The 19,656-nt window shown below is 66.0% G+C and carries 18 protein-coding genes; 8 read left to right on the forward strand and 10 right to left on the reverse strand.

The features are described from left to right. The first annotated feature begins 105 nt into the window (after nucleotides 1-105). Complete coding sequence (locus HV675_RS18710; RefSeq protein WP_246270389.1) at nucleotides 106-1,293, forward strand: TraB/GumN family protein; 1,188 nt, start codon at nucleotides 106-108, stop codon at nucleotides 1,291-1,293. A gap of 258 nt (nucleotides 1,294-1,551) precedes the next feature. Here the strand turns inward: HV675_RS18710 and HV675_RS18715 are convergent, their stop codons facing one another. From HV675_RS18715 to pxpB, 4 genes are all read right to left on the reverse strand, one after another. After that, entirely contained in the window at nucleotides 1,552-3,438 is a 1,887-nt protein-coding gene (locus HV675_RS18715) for a tetratricopeptide repeat protein (RefSeq protein ID WP_175112432.1), read from the reverse strand. A 314-nt stretch (nucleotides 3,439-3,752) separates the two neighbouring features. Next, nucleotides 3,753-4,505, reverse strand: coding sequence for a 5-oxoprolinase subunit PxpA (gene pxpA / locus HV675_RS18720; protein WP_175112433.1), 753 nt, complete (start codon nucleotides 4,503-4,505; stop codon nucleotides 3,753-3,755). 45 nt (nucleotides 4,506-4,550) lie between these two features. Next, nucleotides 4,551-5,603: a 5-oxoprolinase subunit C family protein gene (locus HV675_RS18725; protein ID WP_175112434.1), complete on the reverse strand. Its 1,053-nt coding sequence runs from the start codon at nucleotides 5,601-5,603 to the stop codon at nucleotides 4,551-4,553. Continuing rightward, entirely contained in the window at nucleotides 5,600-6,286 is a 687-nt protein-coding gene (gene pxpB, locus HV675_RS18730; RefSeq protein ID WP_175112435.1) for a 5-oxoprolinase subunit PxpB, read from the reverse strand. The genes HV675_RS18725 and pxpB overlap by 4 nt, the downstream gene beginning before the upstream one ends. A 214-nt stretch (nucleotides 6,287-6,500) precedes the next feature. Between pxpB and HV675_RS18735 the strand changes: the two genes are divergently transcribed. Further along, nucleotides 6,501-7,013 carry a winged helix DNA-binding protein gene (locus tag HV675_RS18735; protein ID WP_175112436.1) on the forward strand — a complete coding sequence of 171 codons (513 nt, stop codon included), beginning with the start codon at nucleotides 6,501-6,503 and terminating at the stop codon, nucleotides 7,011-7,013. Between the two features lie 32 nt (nucleotides 7,014-7,045). Here the strand turns inward: HV675_RS18735 and HV675_RS18740 are convergent, their stop codons facing one another. After that, entirely contained in the window at nucleotides 7,046-7,663 is a 618-nt protein-coding gene (locus HV675_RS18740) for a 5-formyltetrahydrofolate cyclo-ligase (protein WP_175112437.1), read from the reverse strand. 20 nt (nucleotides 7,664-7,683) lie between these two features. On the opposite strand from HV675_RS18740, the gene HV675_RS18745 reads away from it, so the two are divergent. The 4 genes from HV675_RS18745 (at nucleotide 7,684) to HV675_RS18760 (ending at nucleotide 12,688) form a co-directional block, all read left to right on the forward strand. Beyond that, a complete protein-coding gene (locus HV675_RS18745; protein WP_175112438.1) occupies nucleotides 7,684-9,651 on the forward strand; it encodes a lytic transglycosylase domain-containing protein in 1,968 nt (655 codons plus the stop codon). A gap of 94 nt (nucleotides 9,652-9,745) precedes the next feature. Then, complete coding sequence (locus tag HV675_RS18750; protein ID WP_175112439.1) at nucleotides 9,746-10,699, forward strand: complex I NDUFA9 subunit family protein; 954 nt, start codon at nucleotides 9,746-9,748, stop codon at nucleotides 10,697-10,699. Nucleotides 10,700-10,769: 70 nt separating this feature from the next. Then, on the forward strand, nucleotides 10,770-11,417 hold the full coding sequence (locus HV675_RS18755) for a glutathione S-transferase family protein (RefSeq protein ID WP_175112440.1): 648 nt from the start codon (nucleotides 10,770-10,772) through the stop codon (nucleotides 11,415-11,417). Further along, on the forward strand, nucleotides 11,414-12,688 hold the full coding sequence (locus HV675_RS18760; RefSeq protein ID WP_175112441.1) for a multifunctional CCA addition/repair protein: 1,275 nt from the start codon (nucleotides 11,414-11,416) through the stop codon (nucleotides 12,686-12,688). The genes HV675_RS18755 and HV675_RS18760 overlap by 4 nt, the downstream gene beginning before the upstream one ends. 87 nt (nucleotides 12,689-12,775) lie before the next feature. Here HV675_RS18760 and HV675_RS18765 read toward each other — a convergent pair whose 3' ends face one another. Both HV675_RS18765 and HV675_RS18770 read right to left on the reverse strand, forming a co-directional pair. Next, on the reverse strand, nucleotides 12,776-12,970 hold the full coding sequence (locus HV675_RS18765; RefSeq protein WP_175112442.1) for a DUF2905 domain-containing protein: 195 nt from the start codon (nucleotides 12,968-12,970) through the stop codon (nucleotides 12,776-12,778). 15 nt (nucleotides 12,971-12,985) lie between these two features. Continuing rightward, nucleotides 12,986-14,182: a class I SAM-dependent methyltransferase gene (locus HV675_RS18770; protein WP_175112443.1), complete on the reverse strand. Its 1,197-nt coding sequence runs from the start codon at nucleotides 14,180-14,182 to the stop codon at nucleotides 12,986-12,988. A gap of 13 nt (nucleotides 14,183-14,195) precedes the next feature. On the opposite strand from HV675_RS18770, the gene HV675_RS18775 reads away from it, so the two are divergent. Further along, on the forward strand, nucleotides 14,196-15,059 hold the full coding sequence (locus HV675_RS18775) for an SDR family oxidoreductase (protein WP_175112444.1): 864 nt from the start codon (nucleotides 14,196-14,198) through the stop codon (nucleotides 15,057-15,059). Between the two features lie 159 nt (nucleotides 15,060-15,218). After that, nucleotides 15,219-15,614, forward strand: coding sequence for a dihydroneopterin aldolase (locus HV675_RS18780; protein WP_175112445.1), 396 nt, complete (start codon nucleotides 15,219-15,221; stop codon nucleotides 15,612-15,614). A gap of 85 nt (nucleotides 15,615-15,699) precedes the next feature. Here the strand turns inward: HV675_RS18780 and HV675_RS18785 are convergent, their stop codons facing one another. The 3 genes from HV675_RS18785 to HV675_RS18795 form a co-directional block, all read right to left on the reverse strand. Then, nucleotides 15,700-16,209, reverse strand: a complete 510-nt coding sequence (locus HV675_RS18785) for a hypothetical protein (RefSeq protein ID WP_175112446.1) — start codon at nucleotides 16,207-16,209, stop codon at nucleotides 15,700-15,702. A gap of 430 nt (nucleotides 16,210-16,639) precedes the next feature. After that, nucleotides 16,640-17,557, reverse strand: a complete 918-nt coding sequence (ttcA, locus tag HV675_RS18790) for a tRNA 2-thiocytidine(32) synthetase TtcA (RefSeq protein WP_175112447.1) — start codon at nucleotides 17,555-17,557, stop codon at nucleotides 16,640-16,642. Between the two features lie 445 nt (nucleotides 17,558-18,002). Then, entirely contained in the window at nucleotides 18,003-19,424 is a 1,422-nt protein-coding gene (locus tag HV675_RS18795; protein WP_175112448.1) for a cytochrome P450, read from the reverse strand. Between the last annotated feature and the right edge of the window lie 232 nt (nucleotides 19,425-19,656).

A 19,656-nucleotide genomic window follows, 5' to 3' on the forward strand; every position in this document is an offset into this window, starting at 1 on the left:
GTCGGGTGTCGCGGCGTCGGGCGCGCGGCGCGCTGCGCGTGTAGGTGCGCGTTGCCGGCGGTGCGTGCGTTGCCGCGTCGGCCGGCATGGTCCGCGGCGCCGCCCATGGTATTTCTGTACGCGATGGCGCGCTCGATTGCGTCGTCGTTCGTGCAAGCCCTTGTGCGCTTCGCTTTCCTGTCGATCATTCTTACCGCGCTCGCGGTGCTGGGGTGCGGGCTGAGCCTCGTCGGCCCCACGCCAGTCCGACTCTGGCTCGCCGCGGCGTGGACGCCGGTGTCGGCCGCGTATGCGGCCGGCGATGCATCGACGAATACGACTACGCAGGGCGCGCGCCCGACCTTGCCGCTGCCGCATCCGCCCGCTGCGCGGCCGCGCTCCGCGACGCCGGCCACCAATCCGCCGCCCGGGCCGCCGGCGGCGTCGGGCACCAGCACCGGCGGACCGGTACGGCCCGAACCCGCGCGTATGCCGTTCTATGTCGCGACGCACGGCACCACGACGATCTATCTGCTCGGCACGCTGCACGTCGGCGACCCGGTCGACTATCCGCCCACGCAGCCGTTCCGGCGGCCGATCCTCGCGGCGCTCGCGGCCTCGCCGACGCTCGCGCTCGAGCTGTCGCCCGACGATCTGCTGGTTTCGCAGGATGACGTATCGAAGTACGGGGTTTGCCGCTATCCGTGTCTGCCGCGGCTGTTGCCCGATCCGCTGTGGCGCAAGCTCGAGATGCGTCTGCGCGACAACCCCGCCGCGCTCGACGAGATCCGCAAGATGCGGCCCTGGCTCGCGTCGCTGCTGGTCGAAACCTACGATTCGCTGAGCGCCGGGCTGCAAACCGAATACGGCACCGAGGCGCAATTGCAGAACGTTTACTTGCGTCAGCGCGGCAAGATTGTCGGGCTGGAGACGCTCGCCGAGCAGATGCGCGCGTTCACGAGCCTCACGCTCGCGCAGCAGCGCGAAATGCTCGCACAGGATCTCGTGCAGACGCCGGCGGAGAATGTCGCGGACGTGCAGACGCTGCATCGGCTGTGGCGCGTCGGCGATGCCGATGCGATTTCAGCCTGGGAAGCCGCGAAGTCGGAAAAACTGGCGCGCGATCCGCGGGTTTCGGCGTCGATCGACAACAAGATTCTTTACGAACGCAATCGCCGTTTCGTCGCGCGGATGATTGCGATCGCGGCGCCGAACAAGCCGGTGTTCGTCGCGATCGGCGCGTTGCATCTGGGCGGCCGCGATGGCGTGCTGCAGTTGCTGAGAGACCGCGGGTTTATCGTCGAACCGAGTTGAGGGGGGGCAGGCGGATTGGGGCGATTCAAGGCGGCTCGGACGATTCAAATGGACGCTGGCGCTTTGGCCCGACGCAGGCGGTTCGACCCGATTGGGGCGATTTGAATCGACGCAGGCGGTTCGAGCCGACCTGGACGATTCAAAACCAAAGGGGAGACTCCAGCCGACGCGAAGCCGATTCGTACAACCTGGACGGCCAGGTCGGCGCCGATGCCGATGCCGACGACTCAGCCTGCTCGAGCCGACGCCGACGCGTACCTACTGACCGCGCACCAACGCATCGCGCACGTTCGCGACCACCGGCGCCCAGTCGCCGAGCGTCGTTTGGCGGAAAAGCCGCGCACTTGGATACCACGGCGAGTCGCTGCGGTTCTCGAGCCAGCGCCAATCCGAATTCGCCGGCAGCAGCACCCATACGGGCTTGCCCATCGCGCCGGTCAGATGCGCGACGGCAGTATCGACGGTAATCACCAGATCGAGGTTGTCGATCAACGCGGCGGTGTCGGAAAAGTCTTCGAGCTCGCCGGTGAAGTCGAGCGGACGGATCGCGTCCGGCAGCGCGGCGAGTTGCGCGTGCGCGGCACCCTTTTGCAGATTCAGCCATGCGACGCCGGTCAATTCACATAGCGATGCGAGCGCCGCAAGCGGCATCGAGCGATAGCGATCGTTGCCGAAGGTCGGGCTGCCGGCCCAGACCAGCCCGATCTTCGGCTGCTGGCCGACGGTGTGCGCAAGGCGCGTGCGCCAATGCGCGGCTTTCTCCGGGTCGGCGAACAGATAGGGCACCGCGGCCGGAATCGTGTGCAGATCGGTGCCGATGCATGCCGGCACGCTCATCAGCGAGATCCAGAAATCGTAGTCGCCGCCCGGCGTGCCGGTCCATGCACGGCGCACGCCCGGGACGCGCTGCGCGACTTCGAGCAACGGTGCGCGCACGCAGACATCGACTGTCGCGCCGCGCTCGGCGAGCACCTGCGCATAGCGCAGGAACTGGAACTGGTCGCCGAAACCCTGCTCGCGCACGAGCAGAACCCGCTTGCCGCCGACCGGTTCGCCGCGCCATTCGGGAATGTCGGCCACTGCGATCGCTTCGTAATCGCCAGCGCGCCAGCGTTTTGCGTATTCGGCCCAGCCACGCGCATAGTCGCCGCGCTTCAGATACAGCCACGCGAGATTCTGATGTGCATCCGGCTGATCCGGCTCGAGCGCCAGCGCCGCGCGATAGAACGGCTCTTCCTCGTCATGCCGGCCCTGGGCGCCAAGCGCCGCGCCGAGGCAGACGAGGTTCGTCGCGTTGCGCTTCAATGCGACCGCCCGCCGGTAATGCCGCTCCGCCTCGTCGTATTCGCCGAGCTTGCCGAGCGCGGTGCCGAGATTCGCGTGCGCATCGGCGAACGCGGGTGCGGCGTCGATCGCGTGCCGGAAGTGCTCGGCTGCGCCTGTCAAATCGCCGCTCGCCTGCCGTGCATTGCCCGCGTTGAAGTGCGCTTGCGCCGAACGCGGATCGAGCGACAGTGCGATGCGATAGTGCTCGTATGCGTCGTGATGTTTGCCAAGCTTGTTGAGTGCCGAGCCGAGATTCACATGCACGTCGACGAGCGACGGGTCGATTTCGAGTGCGTTGCGATAGTGTTCGACCGCCTCGTTCAGGGCGCCTTGCGCCTGCAGTGCAACCGCGAGGTTGTTGTGCGCATCGGCGAACGCGGGTGTCAGGTGCAAGGCATTGCGATAGCACCGCAGCGACAGTTCATGCTCGCCGCAGGCCGCCGCCACGAGGCCGCGATTGCTCCAGCAGCCGGCATTCGATGCATCGAGCGTCAGCGCACGATCGAGTAGCGTCGCGGCGCCGGCGTGATCGCCGAGTTGATGCGTCAGGACGCCGTAGTAATGCAGTGCGTCGGCGTGATCGGGCGCGCTGGCGAGCGCTTCGCGGTAGTACGCTTGCGCTTTGTCGAGGTGGCCCGCGCGATGGGCTTCGAGTGCGAATGCGAGTGTGGCCGGACAGACGGCGGCTGCGGCAGGCGTGCCGTCGGCGGCGGTGGGCGTGGTGGCGGGCGTTGCGGTGGACGTGGCGGTCGGCGTTGCTGCGGGCGTGATGGTCGGTGTGACGGTCGGCGTTGCGGTGGACGTGACAAAAGAGGACATCGCGGATCTCGGCAAGGGGCCGGCGCGCCGCGCGATGCGAGCGCCGGATTGTGGATTTAGGATGTCCAGCAGGTTAGGTCCGACGCGCTCCGCGTGGCATCAGACGCATCCTAAATTCAGCCAGGCTGCTTATTGTGGGATCGTGTCGCGAATGGGGTTTGTCTCAAAATTGAGCGGCAGCGGCTCGGGCGGCCGCGCTGGCTGCGCATGAAGCGGTGTCCGATGGTGTCCGGTATGCCGCTTCTGGCGGTGCTGCCACCGTGGATGCGCTGCGGGTTACCGCAAGGGCGGTCAGTCGTTACGTCGTCACGTCCTTACGCGCGCATTCCCGCCACGGCATGCACGCCAATCCCGGCGCCTTCCATTGCGCTGCGAATGCGCCGCGCGAATGCGAGCGCATGCGGCCCGTCGCCGTGCAGGCAGATGGTCTGCGCGTTGAGCGGCACCCACTGGCCGTCGACCGCCTGCACGCGCCGCTCGCGCACCATCGTCAGCGTGCGCGCGAGCACCGTGTCTTCGTCGTCGAGCAGCGCGCCCGGCTCCTTGCGCGGCACGAGCGAACCGTCCGCGCGGTAGCCGCGGTCCGCGAATACTTCCTCGACGGCGACCAGCCCCGCGTTGTGCGCTGCCGTCACGAGCCCGCTGTTGGCGAGCGCGAACACCGCGACCGACGGATCGAAGTCGTGCACGGCGGACGCGATCGCATCGGCGACACGCGCATCGCGCGCCGCCTGGTTGTACAGCGCGCCGTGCGGCTTCACGTGCGCGATGCGGCCGCCCTCGACCTGCGCGATCGCCGACAGCGCGCCCAACTGATAGAGCACGCCCGCGTAGATATCGCCGGGCGGCAGGTCCATTTCCTTGCGCCCGAAATTCTCCGGATCGTTGAAGCTCGGATGCGCGCCGATCGACACGCCTTTTTGCACGGCCCAGCGCACGCAGTCACGCATCGCGTTCGCCCCGCCCGCGTGCCAGCCGCACGCGATATTGGCCGAGCTGACGAGATCGAGCAACGCTTCGTCGGAGCCGCAGCCTTCGCCGAGATCGGCATTCAGATCGATTTCCATGATGTTCCTCAAGTCTCTGCCGCGGTCTCGACAGCACCACGCCGCTCAAGACACCGCAACCGGCATCTCGCGCGCGCAGCGCGCTTCGTGCATCGCGATCGCCGCATCGATTTGCCGCAAGTAGCGCCGCTCCTCGAGCAACGCGGCGCGCGCTTCATGCGGCGTGGCCGCGACAAAGCGGACCGCGCCGTTCAGCCGGATCTGCGCGAGCTTCCACAGGTCGGCGTGGATCACCGAGCCGATCTTCGGATAGCCGCCGGTGGTCTGCGCGTCGCTCATCAGAATGATCGGCTGACCGTTCGGCGGCACCTGAATCGTGCCGGGCATCACCGCGTGCGACAGCAGATCGGCTTTCTGCTCGCGTTCGAGCGCGATGCCCGCGAGCCGGTAACCCATCCGGTTGCTGTTCGGCGTGACGAGCCATTCATCGGACCACAGCGCGTCGTGCGCAGCGGCGTTGAAGCTGTCGTACTCGGGGCCGGGCAGCACACGGATCGGCGGCGCCCACGCGGCGCCCGCCGCATGCCGGCCGCGCCTCGGCGGTTCGTCGACCTGGATGAACTTGCACCACTCGGGCGCCTTCACGCCGAACGCGGGCGCGTCCGGGCCGAAGCCGCGCGCACGCGATGCCGGCGACACACCGGCAGGAAGACGATCGCCGTCGCGCAGCGCGCGTCCGCCGACGCCGCCGAAGCAGGCGCCCAGATCGGTGCTGCGCGAGCCGAGCACCGGCAGCACGTCGATGCCGCCCGCCACGCAGACATAGCCGCGCATGCCGCGCTTCGCCGCGTTGAGCGTCAGTTGCTGGCCGGCCTGCACCGGCAGGCTCCACCACGAATAGACCGGCGCGCCGTCGAGCGTCGCGGCGAACTCGCCGCCGGTAATCGCAACGCGCGTGGCGCGCAACACGCGCAACACGGTCGGGCCGAACGTGATCTCGAGGCCGGCCGCATCGGGCCGGTTGCCGACAAGGCGGTTGCCGACTTCGAGCGCCAGCCGGTCGAGCGCGCCGCCTTGCGCGACGCCCAGATGCCGGTAGCCGTGGCGGCCGAGGTCCTGTACCGAGGTGAGCAGGCCTGCGCGGATCACGTCGATCATGCGGGCGTCTCCGCGATCGTGAAGCGCACGCGGTCACCCGGCTGCAGCAGCGTTGGCGGGGTATGCGCCGGGTCGAACAGCGGCAGCATCGTGCGGCCGATCAGCTGCCAGCCGCCCGGCGATGTCGCCGGATAGATGCCGGTCTGCGCGCCGCCGATGCCGACCGAGCCGGCCGGCACCTCGAGCCGCGGCTGTGCGCGGCGCGGCATATGCAGCGCTTCGTCGAGGCCGCCGAGGTACGCGAAGCCGGGCTGAAAGCCGAGAAAGAACACGACGTAATCGGCTTGGGCATGACGCTGCACGACTTCGTGCGCGGGCAGGCCGGCATGCGCGGCGAGCGCGTCGAGGTCCGGGCCGAACGCGCCGCCGTAGTGAACCGGAATCTCGATCTCGCGGCCCAGGGCCGGCACGTCGTCCGCTGCGTCCCATGCGACGCGCAACTGTTCGGCAAGCACGTCACGGTCTGCTTCGAGCGGGTCGAACACCAGCGTCAGGTTGTTCATGCCGGGCACCACGTCGAGCACGTGCGGCCACGCGCGCGCGGCTTGCGCGGCGGCCCAGACGCGCCGCTGGCAATCGAGCGTCGCAGGCGGCGCCGACTCGCACACGAGCGCGGTATCGCCGAACGGAAAGATGCGCACAGGGTTCGAGGGTGAGTGCTGCGGGTGCTTCAATGGGCTCATGAGTCGTTGTCGATGGTCGGTGTCGGGTGTGCAAGCAACAGACCCGCTGGCTTTTCGTCCAGCAGACCCACGGGGTCGTCATCCGAATTGGATAGCGTACATTCTCATTAACTTCTCAACAAAATCTCCATGAGCGTTTTCGCCAGGCTTTCAGCGGATAACGTGCGACGTACACTTGCGTCACCCTTTTGTCCGGATGCCTGGAAACCTCTACATGGCGCGTCATCCCACGAAAATCGTCTCCTCGGAGCACCTCGTTTCTGAAGAATGCACGGAGCTTTCGGAGCTCGAATACGCATTGATCATGGCGGGCAATGCGTTCAATCGGTGGATGGTCCGCTGCATGTCGGCGGCGGGCGAGAAAGACATGACCGCCATTGAAGTGTCGCTGTTGCACCACGTCAGCCACCGCGAACGCCGCAAGAAGCTCGCGGACATCTGCTTCGTGCTGAACATCGAAGACACGCATGTCGCCACTTACGCGTTGAAAAAACTCGTCGCGAGAGGTTATGTAACAAGCGAAAAGAACGGCAAGGAAGTGTTCTTCTCGGCGACCGACGCCGGACGCGCACTGTGCGACCGGTATCGCGAAGTGCGCGAGAGCTGTCTGATCGCGACGTTGCGCGAAAGCGGCCTGACCAGCCAGCAGATCGGCGAGGCCGCGCAACTGATGCGCAACGCGTCCGGTCTTTACGATACCGCGGCGCGCGCCGCGGCTTCACTGTAAGAAGCCGGCAAAGCCCGGACAGAGAAGGCCTTTCAGTCGCCGCTCGAACCGGCGCCGCGCGGATAGCGGGCGGCTTCGGTGATGATCGCGTCGAGCGGCAGATCGTGCGGCTCGCGCGGCAGCGCCGCGGTTTTGCACGCTTCGTACGCGATACCGATCGCCAGCGGCGCGACGCCGGCCGCGCGCCAGCCGGCGAGCGTGCGATCGTAATAGCCGCCGCCATAGCCGAGACGGTAGCCGTCTTCGTCGAAACCGACACACGGCACCAACACCAGATCGGGCATCACGTCGCGCGCCGACGCCGGCACGGGAATGCGATGTTCGCCGGTTTGCATCGGCATGTCCGGCGTCCATGCGTGAAACGCGAGCGGCGCGCCGCGTTGCATGACGACCGGCAGGCACGCTTCGCGCGCCGCATCGAGCGCAAGCCAGATTGCGATTGCGCCGCGCGCATCGAACTCGCCTTCGAGCGGCCAGTAAAAGCCCACGCGCCGCGGCGCGTGCCGCTGCAACATGTCGAGCACCCGGCGGCTCAGCGCATCGCTTACACCCGCGTCACGACTCGCATGCAGCCGTGCATCGAACAACGTGCGGCGCAGCTCCTTTTTCGATGATTTGGCGACGGGGTTGCATGCTATGCTTTCGTTCAATTCGCGCTCCAGAAACAACGATGTCCACACGCCTCTTTCGAGTATATCGCGCGGTTGGCCTGGCCCTTGCCGCGGCGGCGCTCGTCGCATGCAGCACGGCGTCGGCCGTGAAGCCCATTGCGCTGTCGCAGCTCACTAACGACGACCAGATTTTCGTTCAGCTGCGCGAGGCCGCGCGCAACAACGACCCCACTCGTGCGGCGCAACTCGCCGCGATGATTCCCGACTATCCCGCGCCGTCGTATCTCGAATACTTCCAGCTGAAGCCGCAACTGTTCGATTCGTCGGGGCATCCGCGTATCGACGCGCCGGATGCGCCGGTGCTCGCGTTCCTGCAGAAGTATGACGGCCAGGCGATCGCGGACCGGCTGCGCAACGACTACCTCGTCGTGCTCGGCGCGCGTCACGACTGGCGCAACTTCGACGACCAGTACGCGCGCTTCGTGCTGAACGACGACACGCAGGTGAAGTGCTATGCGCTCGAATCGCGTGCGGCGCACGGCGAGAACGTCGCGGATGCGGCGCGCGCGCTGCTCGTCGATCCGCGCAACTACGGCGACGGCTGCGTCGATCTGATCACCGCGCTCGCGATCAACCAGCAATTCACGAGCGACGACGTCTGGCAACAGATTCGCGTCGCTTACGAGCAGAACCAGACGAACACCGGCGCGAAGCTGGTCGACGCGCTCGGCAACCAGCGTCCCGACCCGGACCTGTTCAGCCAGGCCACCACCACGCCGCCGCTTCTGCTGGCGCGCGGCGTCGGCGCCGATCCGCAGTCGCATCAGCTGGCGCTGCTCGCGATCACGCGCATGGCGCGCAACGACCCGGCGATGACCGCGGCAACCTTCACGTCGATCGCGCCGTCGCTGACCACGCCCGAGCGTGCGATCGGCTGGGGCACGATCGCGTATCAGGCGGCCGCCAAACAGATGCCGGGCGCGGTCGACTGGTACCGGCTGTCGGCGAACGCACCGCTGTCGAATCCGGCCTATGAATGGCGCACGCGCACCGCGCTGCTCGCCGGCGACTGGACGATGGTGCGCTGGTCGATCGAGCAGATGCCCGCCGCGCTGCGCAGCCAGCCGGCGTGGGTGTACTGGCATGGGCGCGCGCTGAAGCAGGCGGGCGACACCGCGCAGGCGAATCAGGAATTCCAGCAGATCGCGCCGGGCTTCAACTTCTACGGCCAGCTCGCCAGCGAAGAGCTCGGCCAGAAAATCATGGTGCCGCCGAAGACGGCAGTGACCGACGCGGAAGTGCAGCAGGCGGCGAACACGCCGGGCTTCGCGCTGGCGCAGCGCTTCTATCAGCTGAATCTGCGGCTCGAAGGCAACCGCGAATGGAACTGGCCGCTGCGGACGATGAGCGACCGGCAACTGCTCGCGGCGGCCGAGTACGCCCGCCGCATCCAGCTGTACGACCGCACGGTGAACACCGCGGACCGCACGAAGACCGAGCACGACTTCGCGTTGCGCTACCTGTCGCCGTTTCGCGATATCGTCGAGCGCGACTCGCAGTCGAACGGGCTGGATGTCGAATGGGCGTACGGGCTGATTCGTCAGGAGTCGCGTTTTATCATGAACGCACGCTCCGAAGTGGGCGCAAGCGGGCTGATGCAGTTGATGCCCGGCACCGCGCAACTGGTCGCGAAGAAGATCGGCCTCGGTCCGATTTCGCGCGAACAGATGAACGATATCAACACCAATATCCTGCTCGGCACGAACTATCTGTCGATGATCTACAATGAATTCGACGGGTCTGCCGTGCTTGCCACCGCTGGTTACAATGCAGGTCCAGGCCGCCCGCGCAACTGGCGTGAGTCGCTGCAGCATCCTGTCGAAGGCGCGATTTTCGCGGAAGCGATACCCTTCCAGGAAACACGCGACTACGTGAAAAACGTGTTGTCCAACACGGTCTACTATGCGGCGTTGTTCGAAGGCCGTCCGCAATCGCTGAAGGCGCGTTTGGGTTACATCGCACCGTAACAGCGCCATGTTCGCCGCGCCGCGTGTTTTCATTGCGCGCGGCGGCGATGCTCCGGTTTCAGCTATTGCCGCGGCTTCCCAGCGGAGGTCGGAAATGCGACATCAAACCATCGCGGTGATCGGCGGTTCCGGTTTCATCGGCAGTCATCTCGTCAACGCGCTCGTCGAGCTGGGTAAAACCGTGCGCGTCGCCACGCGCCGCCGCTACAACGCCCGACACCTCACACTCCTGCCAATCGACGTGCTCGAAGTCGATGTGTTCGATCCCGTGCAGCTCGCGCGCTTCGTCGAGAATGCGGATGCGGTCATCAACCTCGTCGGCACGCTGCACGGCCGGCGCGGCAATCCGTACGGGTCCGAGTTCGCGAAAATTCATGTCGAACTGCCGACGAAGATCGTGTCCGCGTGCGAAGGCAAAGGCGTGCACCGGCTCATCCATATGAGCGCGCTCGGCGCCGATCCGCGCGGACCCAGCATGTATACGCGGTCGAAAGGCGACGGCGAGAAAGCCGTGCGCGCGTCGACGCTCGCGACCACCATCTTCCGTCCGTCAGTCGTGTTCGGCCCGGAAGATGCGCTGCTGAATAAATTCGCGTTCCTGCAGCGCATGTTCCCGATGATTCCGCTCGCGATGCCCGACGCAAAATTCCAGCCGGTGTTCGTCGGCGACGTCGCAAAGGCGATCGTCAACGTGCTCGATCTCGATGCGGCGAGCGGCCGTGTGTACGAACTCGGCGGCCCGTCCGTCTATACGCTCGAGCAACTGGTCGAATACTGCGGCTCGGTGATCGGCCGGCAGGCGCGCATTGTCCGGCTGCCCGATGCGTTCGCGCGCCTGCAGGCGCTCACCTTCGAAATGGCGCCCGGCGAGCCGGTCATTTCGCGCGACAATCTCGATTCGATGAAAGTGGACAACGTGCTGACCGGCCCGCTCGCCCCTGAACTCGATCTCGAACCGGCGAGCATCGAGACCATCGCACCGGTCTATCTGACGGGCGCATCGCTGCGTTCACGCTTCAATACGTTCCGCGCGAGCGCGGGCCGTTGACCATGCAATCCTGTGAGACCTATCGACGTCGTTCCACACCTGTTGACCCGCCTCTTTCCAGGGACCCGGCATGAAACTCGTTATCGGTGATAAAAACTATTCGTCGTGGTCGATGCGCCCGTGGGTGCTGATGAAGCATTTCGGCATTCCGTTCGAAGAGATTGGCGTGCCGCTCGGCGAACCGGACACGCGTGCGTCCATCCTCAAACATTCACCGTCGGGCAAAGTGCCGTGTCTGATCCTCGACGATCGCACATCGGTGTGGGAGTCCGTGGCGATCATGGAGACGCTCGCCGAACGCTTCCCGAACGCGCCGCTATGGCCCGGCGACGCCGCGGCGCGCGCGCATGCGCGCAGCGTGTGCGCGGAGATGCACGCAGGGTTCGCCGAACTGCGCACGAACATGTGGATGAATATCCGCGCGTCGTTTTCGGGCAAGGGCGCCACGCCCGGCGCGCTTGCCGATATCGCGCGTATCGATGCGCTGTGGAGTGCGTGTGTCGATACCTACGGCGGTCCGTTCCTGTTCGGCGAGTTCGGCATTGCCGACGCGATGTACGCGCCGGTCGTGATGCGCTTCAACACGTGGAAGCCGGCACTGTCCGAAGCGGCGGCGGCTTACGCGCGGCGCGTGACCGACTCGCCGGCGGTGCAGGCCTGGATCGCCGATGCGCTGCGCGAGACGCACGTGATCGACTACTACGAAACCTGTGCATGAAAATTTACGCAGTCGGCGGGGCGATCCGCGACACACTGCTCGGCCTGCCGGTTCAGGACCGCGATTACGTGGTGGTCGGCGCGACCCCGGAGCAGATGACCGCGCAAGGCTACAAGCCGGTCGGCAAGGACTTCCCGGTGTTCCTGCACCCGGTCACGCATGAGGAGTACGCGCTCGCGCGGACCGAACGCAAGACCGCGGCCGGCTATCACGGCTTCCAGTTCTACTACTCGCCGGACGTCACGCTCGAGGAAGATCTCGCCCGCCGCGATCTGACCGTCAACGCAATGGCGCAGGAGGTGAGCCCGGATGGCGAACTGACCGGGCCGATCGTCGATCCGTTCAACGGCGCAGCGGACTTGCAGGCGCGCGTGTTTCGCCATGTCGGCGAAGCGTTCGCCGAAGACCCGGTGCGCATTCTGCGCGTCGCGCGTTTCGCCGCGCGCTTTGCCGATTTCACGCTCGCGCCGGAAACGCTCACGCTGATCCGCTCGATGGTGGCGGCCGGCGAAGTCGACGCGCTGGTGCCGGAGCGCGTGTGGCAGGAAGTGTCGCGCGGGCTGATGGAAAAGAAGCCGTCGCGCATGTTCGACTTGCTGCGCGAAGGCCGTGCGCTCGCGCGCGTGCTGCCGGAGATCGATGCGCTGTACGGGGTGCCGCAGCGCGCCGACTATCACCCGGAAGTCGATACGGGTGTGCACGTGATGATGGTCGTCGATTACGCGGCGCAACGCGGCTACACGCTGCCGGTGCGTTTCGCGGCGCTCACGCACGACCTCGGCAAGGCGACCACGCCTGAGCACGTCTTGCCGCGTCATATCGGTCACGAAGGCCGCAGCGTCGATCTGCTCAAGCCGCTATGCGAGCGGCTGCGCGTGCCGAACGAGTGCCGCGACCTCGCGGTGCTGGTCGCGCGCGAGCACGGCAATATTCATCGCGTGATGGAGATGAAGGCGGCGGCGCTGGTGCGCCTGTTCGAACGCAGCGATGCGCTGCGCAAGCCCGCGCGTTTTGCCGAGGCGCTTCAGGCATGCGAAGCGGACGCGCGCGGACGGCGCGGCTTCGAGACGCGCGATTATCCGCAGGCGGAGCGGCTGCGCGACGCGCTGATCGCGGCGCGCGGCGTCGATGCGGGCGCGATTGCCGGCGAATACGCGGACAAACCGGCGTCGATCAAGGATGCGGTGCATCGTGCGCGCGTGCGCGCGGTCGCACAGGCGATCGGCGAGCAGGACGACGGCAAGCGCGACGAAGAGCAGGAAAGCGAATAGGACGCGCCGCGCACACGCGACGAGCTTCAGCGCGGCAATTCTCACGTCAGTGCAGCAAGCGCCGCTACCGCTCCGAACACGCGCCGCTCACAGAAAACGCGCGATCAGCGACAGCAGCATCGACAGCACCAGCGTCGACATGAACGGAAACGGGTATTCACGCCCGAAAATTCGCAGTGTGACGTCTCCCGGCATGCGCCCGATGCCGACCTTGCGCAGCCACGGCCAGCACGCGGACAGCACCGCGACGGCGACGAACGTGGTGAGCAGCCAGCGGATCATCGCGCGCGTCTCCGGTCAGAGTGCGTGCGAGCGGTCGCCGCGCGCGAAGGCGTCGAGCGTGCCCGACTCGACGTCGATGCCGCGCGAAAACGCGATCACCTTGAAGAGTTCGCCCATCTCCGCTTCGGACAGCAGCTTCTGCACCGCATTTGCCGCGGGCAGGTAGCGCGCGACATCGGCGGGATCGATTTCGGCGAGCGCATCGGTCATGCCCGCATTCATCAGGAAGCGCGCCTGCGACGTGTAGCCGAGCAGGTCCGCGCCGGTATCGACGCCGGCCTCGGCGATGCCGGTGAATTCGACGTGCGCGGTGATGTCCTGCAGACCCGGATACAGAAACGGATCGCCATGCGCGCGATGGCGGTAGTGGCACATCAGCGTGCCTTGCGTGCGCTGCGCGTGATAGTACTCGTGGCGCGGAAAACCATAGTCGATAAAAAACGCGGCGCCGCGCGTGAGCATCCGGCAGATGGTCCGCGTGAATGCGCAAGCGGCCTCGTGGGTTTCGGTCACGTAGTCGCCGTCCGCTTCGATTTCGGCGAGGAACGCGGCGTCGTGCGTGGACTGCAGGTCGCGGTCTTCGAACGCGAATGCGTCGTCGCGATACACGACACCGCGCTCGCGCCACGCGCCGTTCGCGTGCGCAAAGAGACGCACCGGCATTGCGTCGAGCACTTCGTTGCCGATCACGACGCCGGCAAATTCGGCGGGCAGCGCATCGAGCCAGCGCACCCGCGCGGCGAGCGCGGGCGCCTCGGCTTCGAGACGTGCCTGCTGGCGTGCGCGCAACTCGCCGGACAGATCGACGATCGAATAGCGGTCGAGCGGCGCACCTTGTGCGTCGAGCGCATGCAGCAGACCGGCGGCGAGCCGGCCGGTGCCCGCGCCGAATTCGATCACGTCGCGCGTGCCGCTTGCTTCGAGTGCTTGCGCCACGGGCCGCGCGAGCGTCGCCGCAAAGAGCGGCGACAACTCGGGCGCGGTAATGAAGTCGCTGCCGTCTTCGGCGCGCCGGCCGAACTTGAGCGCGCCGCCGCTGTAGTAGCCCAGATGCGGCGCATAGAGCGCGCGGTCCATATAGCGGTCGAACGGCAGCCAGCCGCCGGCCGCGTCGAGGTCCGCGCGGATGCGCTCGACGAGCGCCGCGGATTGCGCAAGCGCGGCGGCGTCCGGAGCGGGTAAACTATCGGGTTGGTGAGCCTTCGGATTCATTCCCGCATTGTAAATGACCGTCCGTACCGACCATCCTTCAGCCGACGCCGGCCGCGATGCAGCGGCCCGTGCCGAATCCGACGCGGTCGACGCCGCGCCGCCCGCGCGCGTCGTCCTGATTACCGGCGCCGCGCGGCGTATCGGCCGCGCGCTTGCGCTGGGTTTTGCCGCACGCAGCTGGGATGTCGCCGTGCACTACGGCGCGTCGCGCACCGAAGCGGATGAACTGGTCGCCGAGATCGAAGCGCTGGGCCGCCGTGCGGTCGCGCTGCACGCGGACCTCGCGGACGAAGCGCAGGTCGCGCGGCTTTTGCCCGCTTGCACGGCGGCGCTCGGGCGCCCGGTGTGCATCGTCAACAACGCGTCCCGTTTCGACGAAGACACCGCGCGCGACATCGGCTACGACAAGCTGCTGCATATGATGTCGATCAACCTCGGCGCGCCGCTCGTGCTCGCGCGGATGCTGCACGATGCGACACCCGATGCCGCGCGTGAAGACGAAACGCAGCGCAGCGTCGTGATCAACGTGCTCGATCAGAAGCTGCACAACATGAATCCGGACTACCTGTCGTACACGCTGTCGAAAGCGGCGCTCGACGCCGCAACGGTCGCGCTCGCGCAGGCGCTTGCGCCGAAGCTGCGGGTCGTCGGGCTCGCGCCGGGCCTGACGCTGCAGTCCGCCGAGCAGACGCCGGCAAGCTTCGCCGACGCACACCGGATGACGCCGCTTGGCCGCGCGTCGCGTCCGGAAGACCTCGTCGCCGCCGCGCTGTATCTCGCCGATGCGTCGGGCGTGACGGGTACGACGCTGGTCGTCGACGGCGGCCAGCACCTCGTGCCGCTGCCGCGCGATGTGATGTTCCTGACCGGCAGCTAACCGTACACACAGCAGCGCACGGCCCAGCACGGCAGGTTCGCCAGCCACGGGCCGCGCCAGCCGATCGATGAGATCGCTGCAAGCTGCGCAGGCCGTATCCATCGTGCGCGGCCAACTTGTTCGCGTGTTCGCACGCTCAATATCAGACCAGGAACGAACATGCACTCCGCCGTCTTTCATCCCAGTCTCGCCGACTGCCGCCGGCTGTTTTTGCGCAACTACGAAGTGTTTATCAATATCGGCGTGCACGATTTCGAAAAGCGCGGCGAGCAGCGCGTCGTGATCAACGTCGACCTATACGTGCCGCTCGCGCTGTCGACGCCCGTCGAAGACAAATTGCGCGAAGTGGTCGACTACGACTTCATGCGCGCGACCATCGCGCGCCGCGTCGAGCAGGGGCACATTCATTTGCAGGAAACGCTGTGCGACGATCTCGTGAAGATCATGCTCGCGCATCCGCAAGTGCGGGCGGCGCGCGTGTCGACGGAAAAGCCGGATGTGTATCCGGATTGCGATGCGGTGGGCGTCGAGGTGTTCCGGATCAAAGACGTATAACGGGCGCGCGCGGTCTGACACCACACTGGCGCGCGGCGCTTATTCGTGCCGCTTGCGCGTGCCGCACGTGCCGCGTGTGCGCGTATTACGCGTGCATATCGCCGCTCGCGCTGATGCGGGCAGGACGATACGGAGTGGGCGGCATGTCGTCGTCGTTTTCGAGTGCGCGCGTCACTGCGGCGTGCGCATGTGCGAGCCGCCGCTGCAGTTCCACCGTCGACAATCCCCACGCCCATGCGGCTTCGCACGGGCTCAGGTGTTCGGCTTCGATCAGAATGAGCGCGATGCGCTGCTCATCGGGCAGTTTCGCGACGATCTGCAGCAGGCGGCGGTTCTTTTCGCTATTGGCTTCGATGCGCGCCACGCGAGTCTTCGAGCCTCGCGGCTTCTGGTGCCAGCGCCTCAATATGGTCGACATCATGTTCACGCGCAGCGACATATACGGCGCGCACACGCAGGTGCCCGCCAGCATGGCCTGATAGGCGTTGTTCAGCAATTTTTCCGCGTCTTCGGGCGTCGAGGTGAGACGCAACGCAAATGTCCATAACTCAGGCAGCAATGCCTGCAATGCAGTGGTGGGCCGGCCGCTTCCCATTTCAGAATCCTTTGCGCCAATCAATGAGCGACGACATGGGCGCGAATTCAACAGGGGTACGCGGTTCGCGCCGGTATTGGCTCGCGTCAGGGTTGCCCGGGTCGGGCAGGAGGAAGGCCTGGCTAGTCGGTGGGATAGGAAGGCAGTACGGCGCGAGTGCTGTGCCGACCACTCTATGCACCGCGCCCCTATAAGGGAACCGATTTTTTTCAATGCATGCGATCAGTATTTACAATGATCCCATTGCGCACAAGCTTGGTGCGGCAAGCTGCGCTTTTGAGTAAGGCGCTTGATCTTCACAGAGCAATTCGTAGCGCACCTCTTGCATGCGACGCAAATCGGGCGTGCTGGCCGACGCGGTGCGATATCGGCGCAATCACGCCGTCATCATGTCGTCACAATAGGTTCGGGCGGAACGGTCAGGCAAAACCTATGCGCCGCTCACGAGCGGCCGGCGTTCCGAAGGACGGATGAATTCGATGCGATTTTCGCTCGAATGCGAGAACACGAGCGCCGCCTGCTCATACGACGAATCGCCGAACAGCGACGCCTCGTCGACCTTCGCGAGCCCGGTGGCAAGGCCGCGGAAGTCGAACAGATTGGTGTCCATCAGATGCGACGGCACCACGTCGGCGAGCGCGCGGAACACGTTGTCGACGCGGCCGGGCGTTTCGCGTTCCCACTGGTGCAGCATGTCCTTGACCTTCTTGCGCTGCAGGTTCTCCTGCGAGCCGCACAGATCGCACGGGATGATCGGATATTCCATTGCGCGCGCGTAAGTCGCGATATCGCTTTCCTTGCAATACGCGAGCGGCCGGATCACGACGTGTGCGCCGTCGTCGGTCGCGAGCTTCGGCGGCATCGCCTTCATCTTGCCGCCGAAGAACAGATTCAGGAAAAACGTTTCGACGATGTCGTCGCGATGATGCCCCAGCGCGATCTTGTTCGCGCCGAGTTCCTTCGCGGTGCGATAGATCACGCCGCGGCGCAGCCGCGAGCACAGCGAGCAGGTGGTTTTGCCCTCCGGCACTTTCTCTTTCACGATGGAGTGCGTGTCCGCTTCGACGATCCGGTATTCGACGCCGATCGATTCGAAATAACGCGGCAAGACATCTTCGGGGAAACCGGGGTGCTTCTGGTCGAGATTCATCGCGATGATGCCGAACTTCACCGGCGCGCGCTTTTGCAGCGCGAGCAGCACCGACAGCATCGTGTACGAGTCTTTGCCGCCGCTCATGCACACGAGTATCCGGTCGCCGTCCTCGATCATGTTGAAGTCGTGGATGGCCTTGCCGGCTTGCGACTGCAGACGGGTTTCGAGGCGGAAAAAGTTGTTTGACGCTTTCATGACGGGGCTGCTACGGAGTCGGATGGCGCACCGCGAGAGCGGTAAAAAAGACGGATTGGCGGCGGCGCGTGGAATCAAGCCACGATGATACAACCAAACGCAAACCGCTCCGGACGCTTGCCGGGAGGGTGGGGCGCTCGACGGCCGGCGGGGAGCGGCCGCCGCGCGCGTGCTGGCGCGTGCTTGCTGCTCACCAGTCGGCCTACGCTTGCTGGTCTGCACTGGTCCGCCAACAGCTTTGGTCAGCACCACAGTCAGTCAGCACCAGTCCGTTAGCACCAGTCGATTAGCACCTATCGGCCAACGCCTGCGAATCAGTGCTTGCCCGTTAGCGCTTGTCCGCCAGCAGTGTCGATCGGTACCAGTCGGTTAGCACCCATCGGCCAACACCCGCCAATCAGCGCTTGCCCGTTAGCACCTTCCAGCCAGCACCATCCAGTCGCCGCTAGCGCGGCTTCATCCGGAACAGCACGGGTCGATCGGGGACGGTCGTCGCGCGGCCGACCGGCAGCACCGGCTCGTCGCTCGCGAGTTGCACATCGAAGGCCTGCACGAGGCGCGCGAGCGCCAGCGTCGTTTCCGCGAGCGTGAACTGCGCGCCGACGCAGACGCGTGGCCCGGTGCCGAACGGCAGGTAAGTAAAGCGCGCGGGTTGCGGCGCGCCCGGCAGAAAGCGCGCGGGATCGAACGCATCCGGGTTCTGCCAGTAGCCGCGGTGATGATGCAGCACCCACGGGCTGATCATGATGTGCGTGCCGCGCGTCACTGCGAGTCCTTCAAGCTGGTCGGGCTCGACGCAGCGGCGCAGGATCACCCATGCCGGCGGATAAAGACGCAGCGTCTCGTCGATTACCGCGCGCGTGTACGGGAGTGCCTGGAGCGCATCGCCGGCACGCTCCGGGCTCAGATCGACGTCGCGCACTTCGCCGGCGAGCGCGGCTTGCGCATCGGGCACATTGGCGAGCAGGTACAGCGCCCATAGCAGCGTCAAGCCGCTCGGCTCGTGACCCGCGACGATCATCGTGCCGATCTGATCGGCCAGCTCGACGCGGCTGAATGCGGCGCCGGTGTGCGGATCGCGTGCGGCGAGCAGCGCATCGAACAGATCGCGCGGAGCGTCGTCGGCGGGCTGGCGCTCCCGCGCATCGATGATCTGATCGACAAGCGCGAGCCAGCGTTTGCGAAATCCGTTGCGCACCACATCGCGCGGCGTCGGCACCCAGTACGGCATCACCAGTTCCGCGAAGCTCGCCTGTGTGTGCCGCTGCATGAATTCCTGCACCGCGGCGCGCACCGCCGGCCCATATTCGCGAATCTCGAGCGAAAACATCGAGCGGGCCGCGATCTTGAGCGCAAGCGATTGCATGACCGGCAACAGATTGACCGGCGCGCCATCCTGCGCGGCGAGCGAGCGCACTTCATCTTCCGTGCATGCGGCCACATGGCGCGCGAGGACGGGCAGCATCTTCGGCGCGAGCGTCGGCGTGATCGTGCGGCGCTGATGCTTCCACTGCTCGCCGGTCGCCAGCATCAGGCTGTAGCGTCCGATCGGGCGGATCAGCCGGATCGCATACTCGGTGCGCGCGTAGTGGTTGTGGTTTTCGACGAGCACACGGTGAATCATCTCCGGCTGGTTGAGCAGCACGCGCTTCTGGTGGAACAGCCGCTCTTCGACGTAGCCAGCTTCGTACGCTTCGTTCGTCCACAGTTGCAGACCGTTGTTGCGCATCGCGCGCACGAAGCCGGCCGCCGATACCTGGCGCGCGGGCAACGCGGGCAGTGGCTGCCTGAATAACGGGGCGCGAAGAGTTGTTGCGTCGGCCGGCAACGTCGACGAAGTACGCGAGGGCGCGTGCGAAAGGGGCAAAGGGGTTCTCCGTCAGCGGTTCGGTCGGTCGGATGGGTGCGGCAGCGGCTCAATCCCGAAGAACGTTCGGCGTGAATCGACTATTCCAGGCGTGCAGAGGCGATCCGCCAATGCACCGGAAACGTTTGCGATGTATTGGCGAAAGGTCTGTGATGCGGTTCGCCATGCATTTTCCGGCATGCGAAGCCGGAGCTACGCATACGCACAGCCGGAATAATTTTTGACAGATGTG

The sequence above is a fragment of the Paraburkholderia solisilvae genome, assembly GCF_902859875.1.
GTDB lineage: Bacteria > Pseudomonadota > Gammaproteobacteria > Burkholderiales > Burkholderiaceae > Paraburkholderia > Paraburkholderia solisilvae.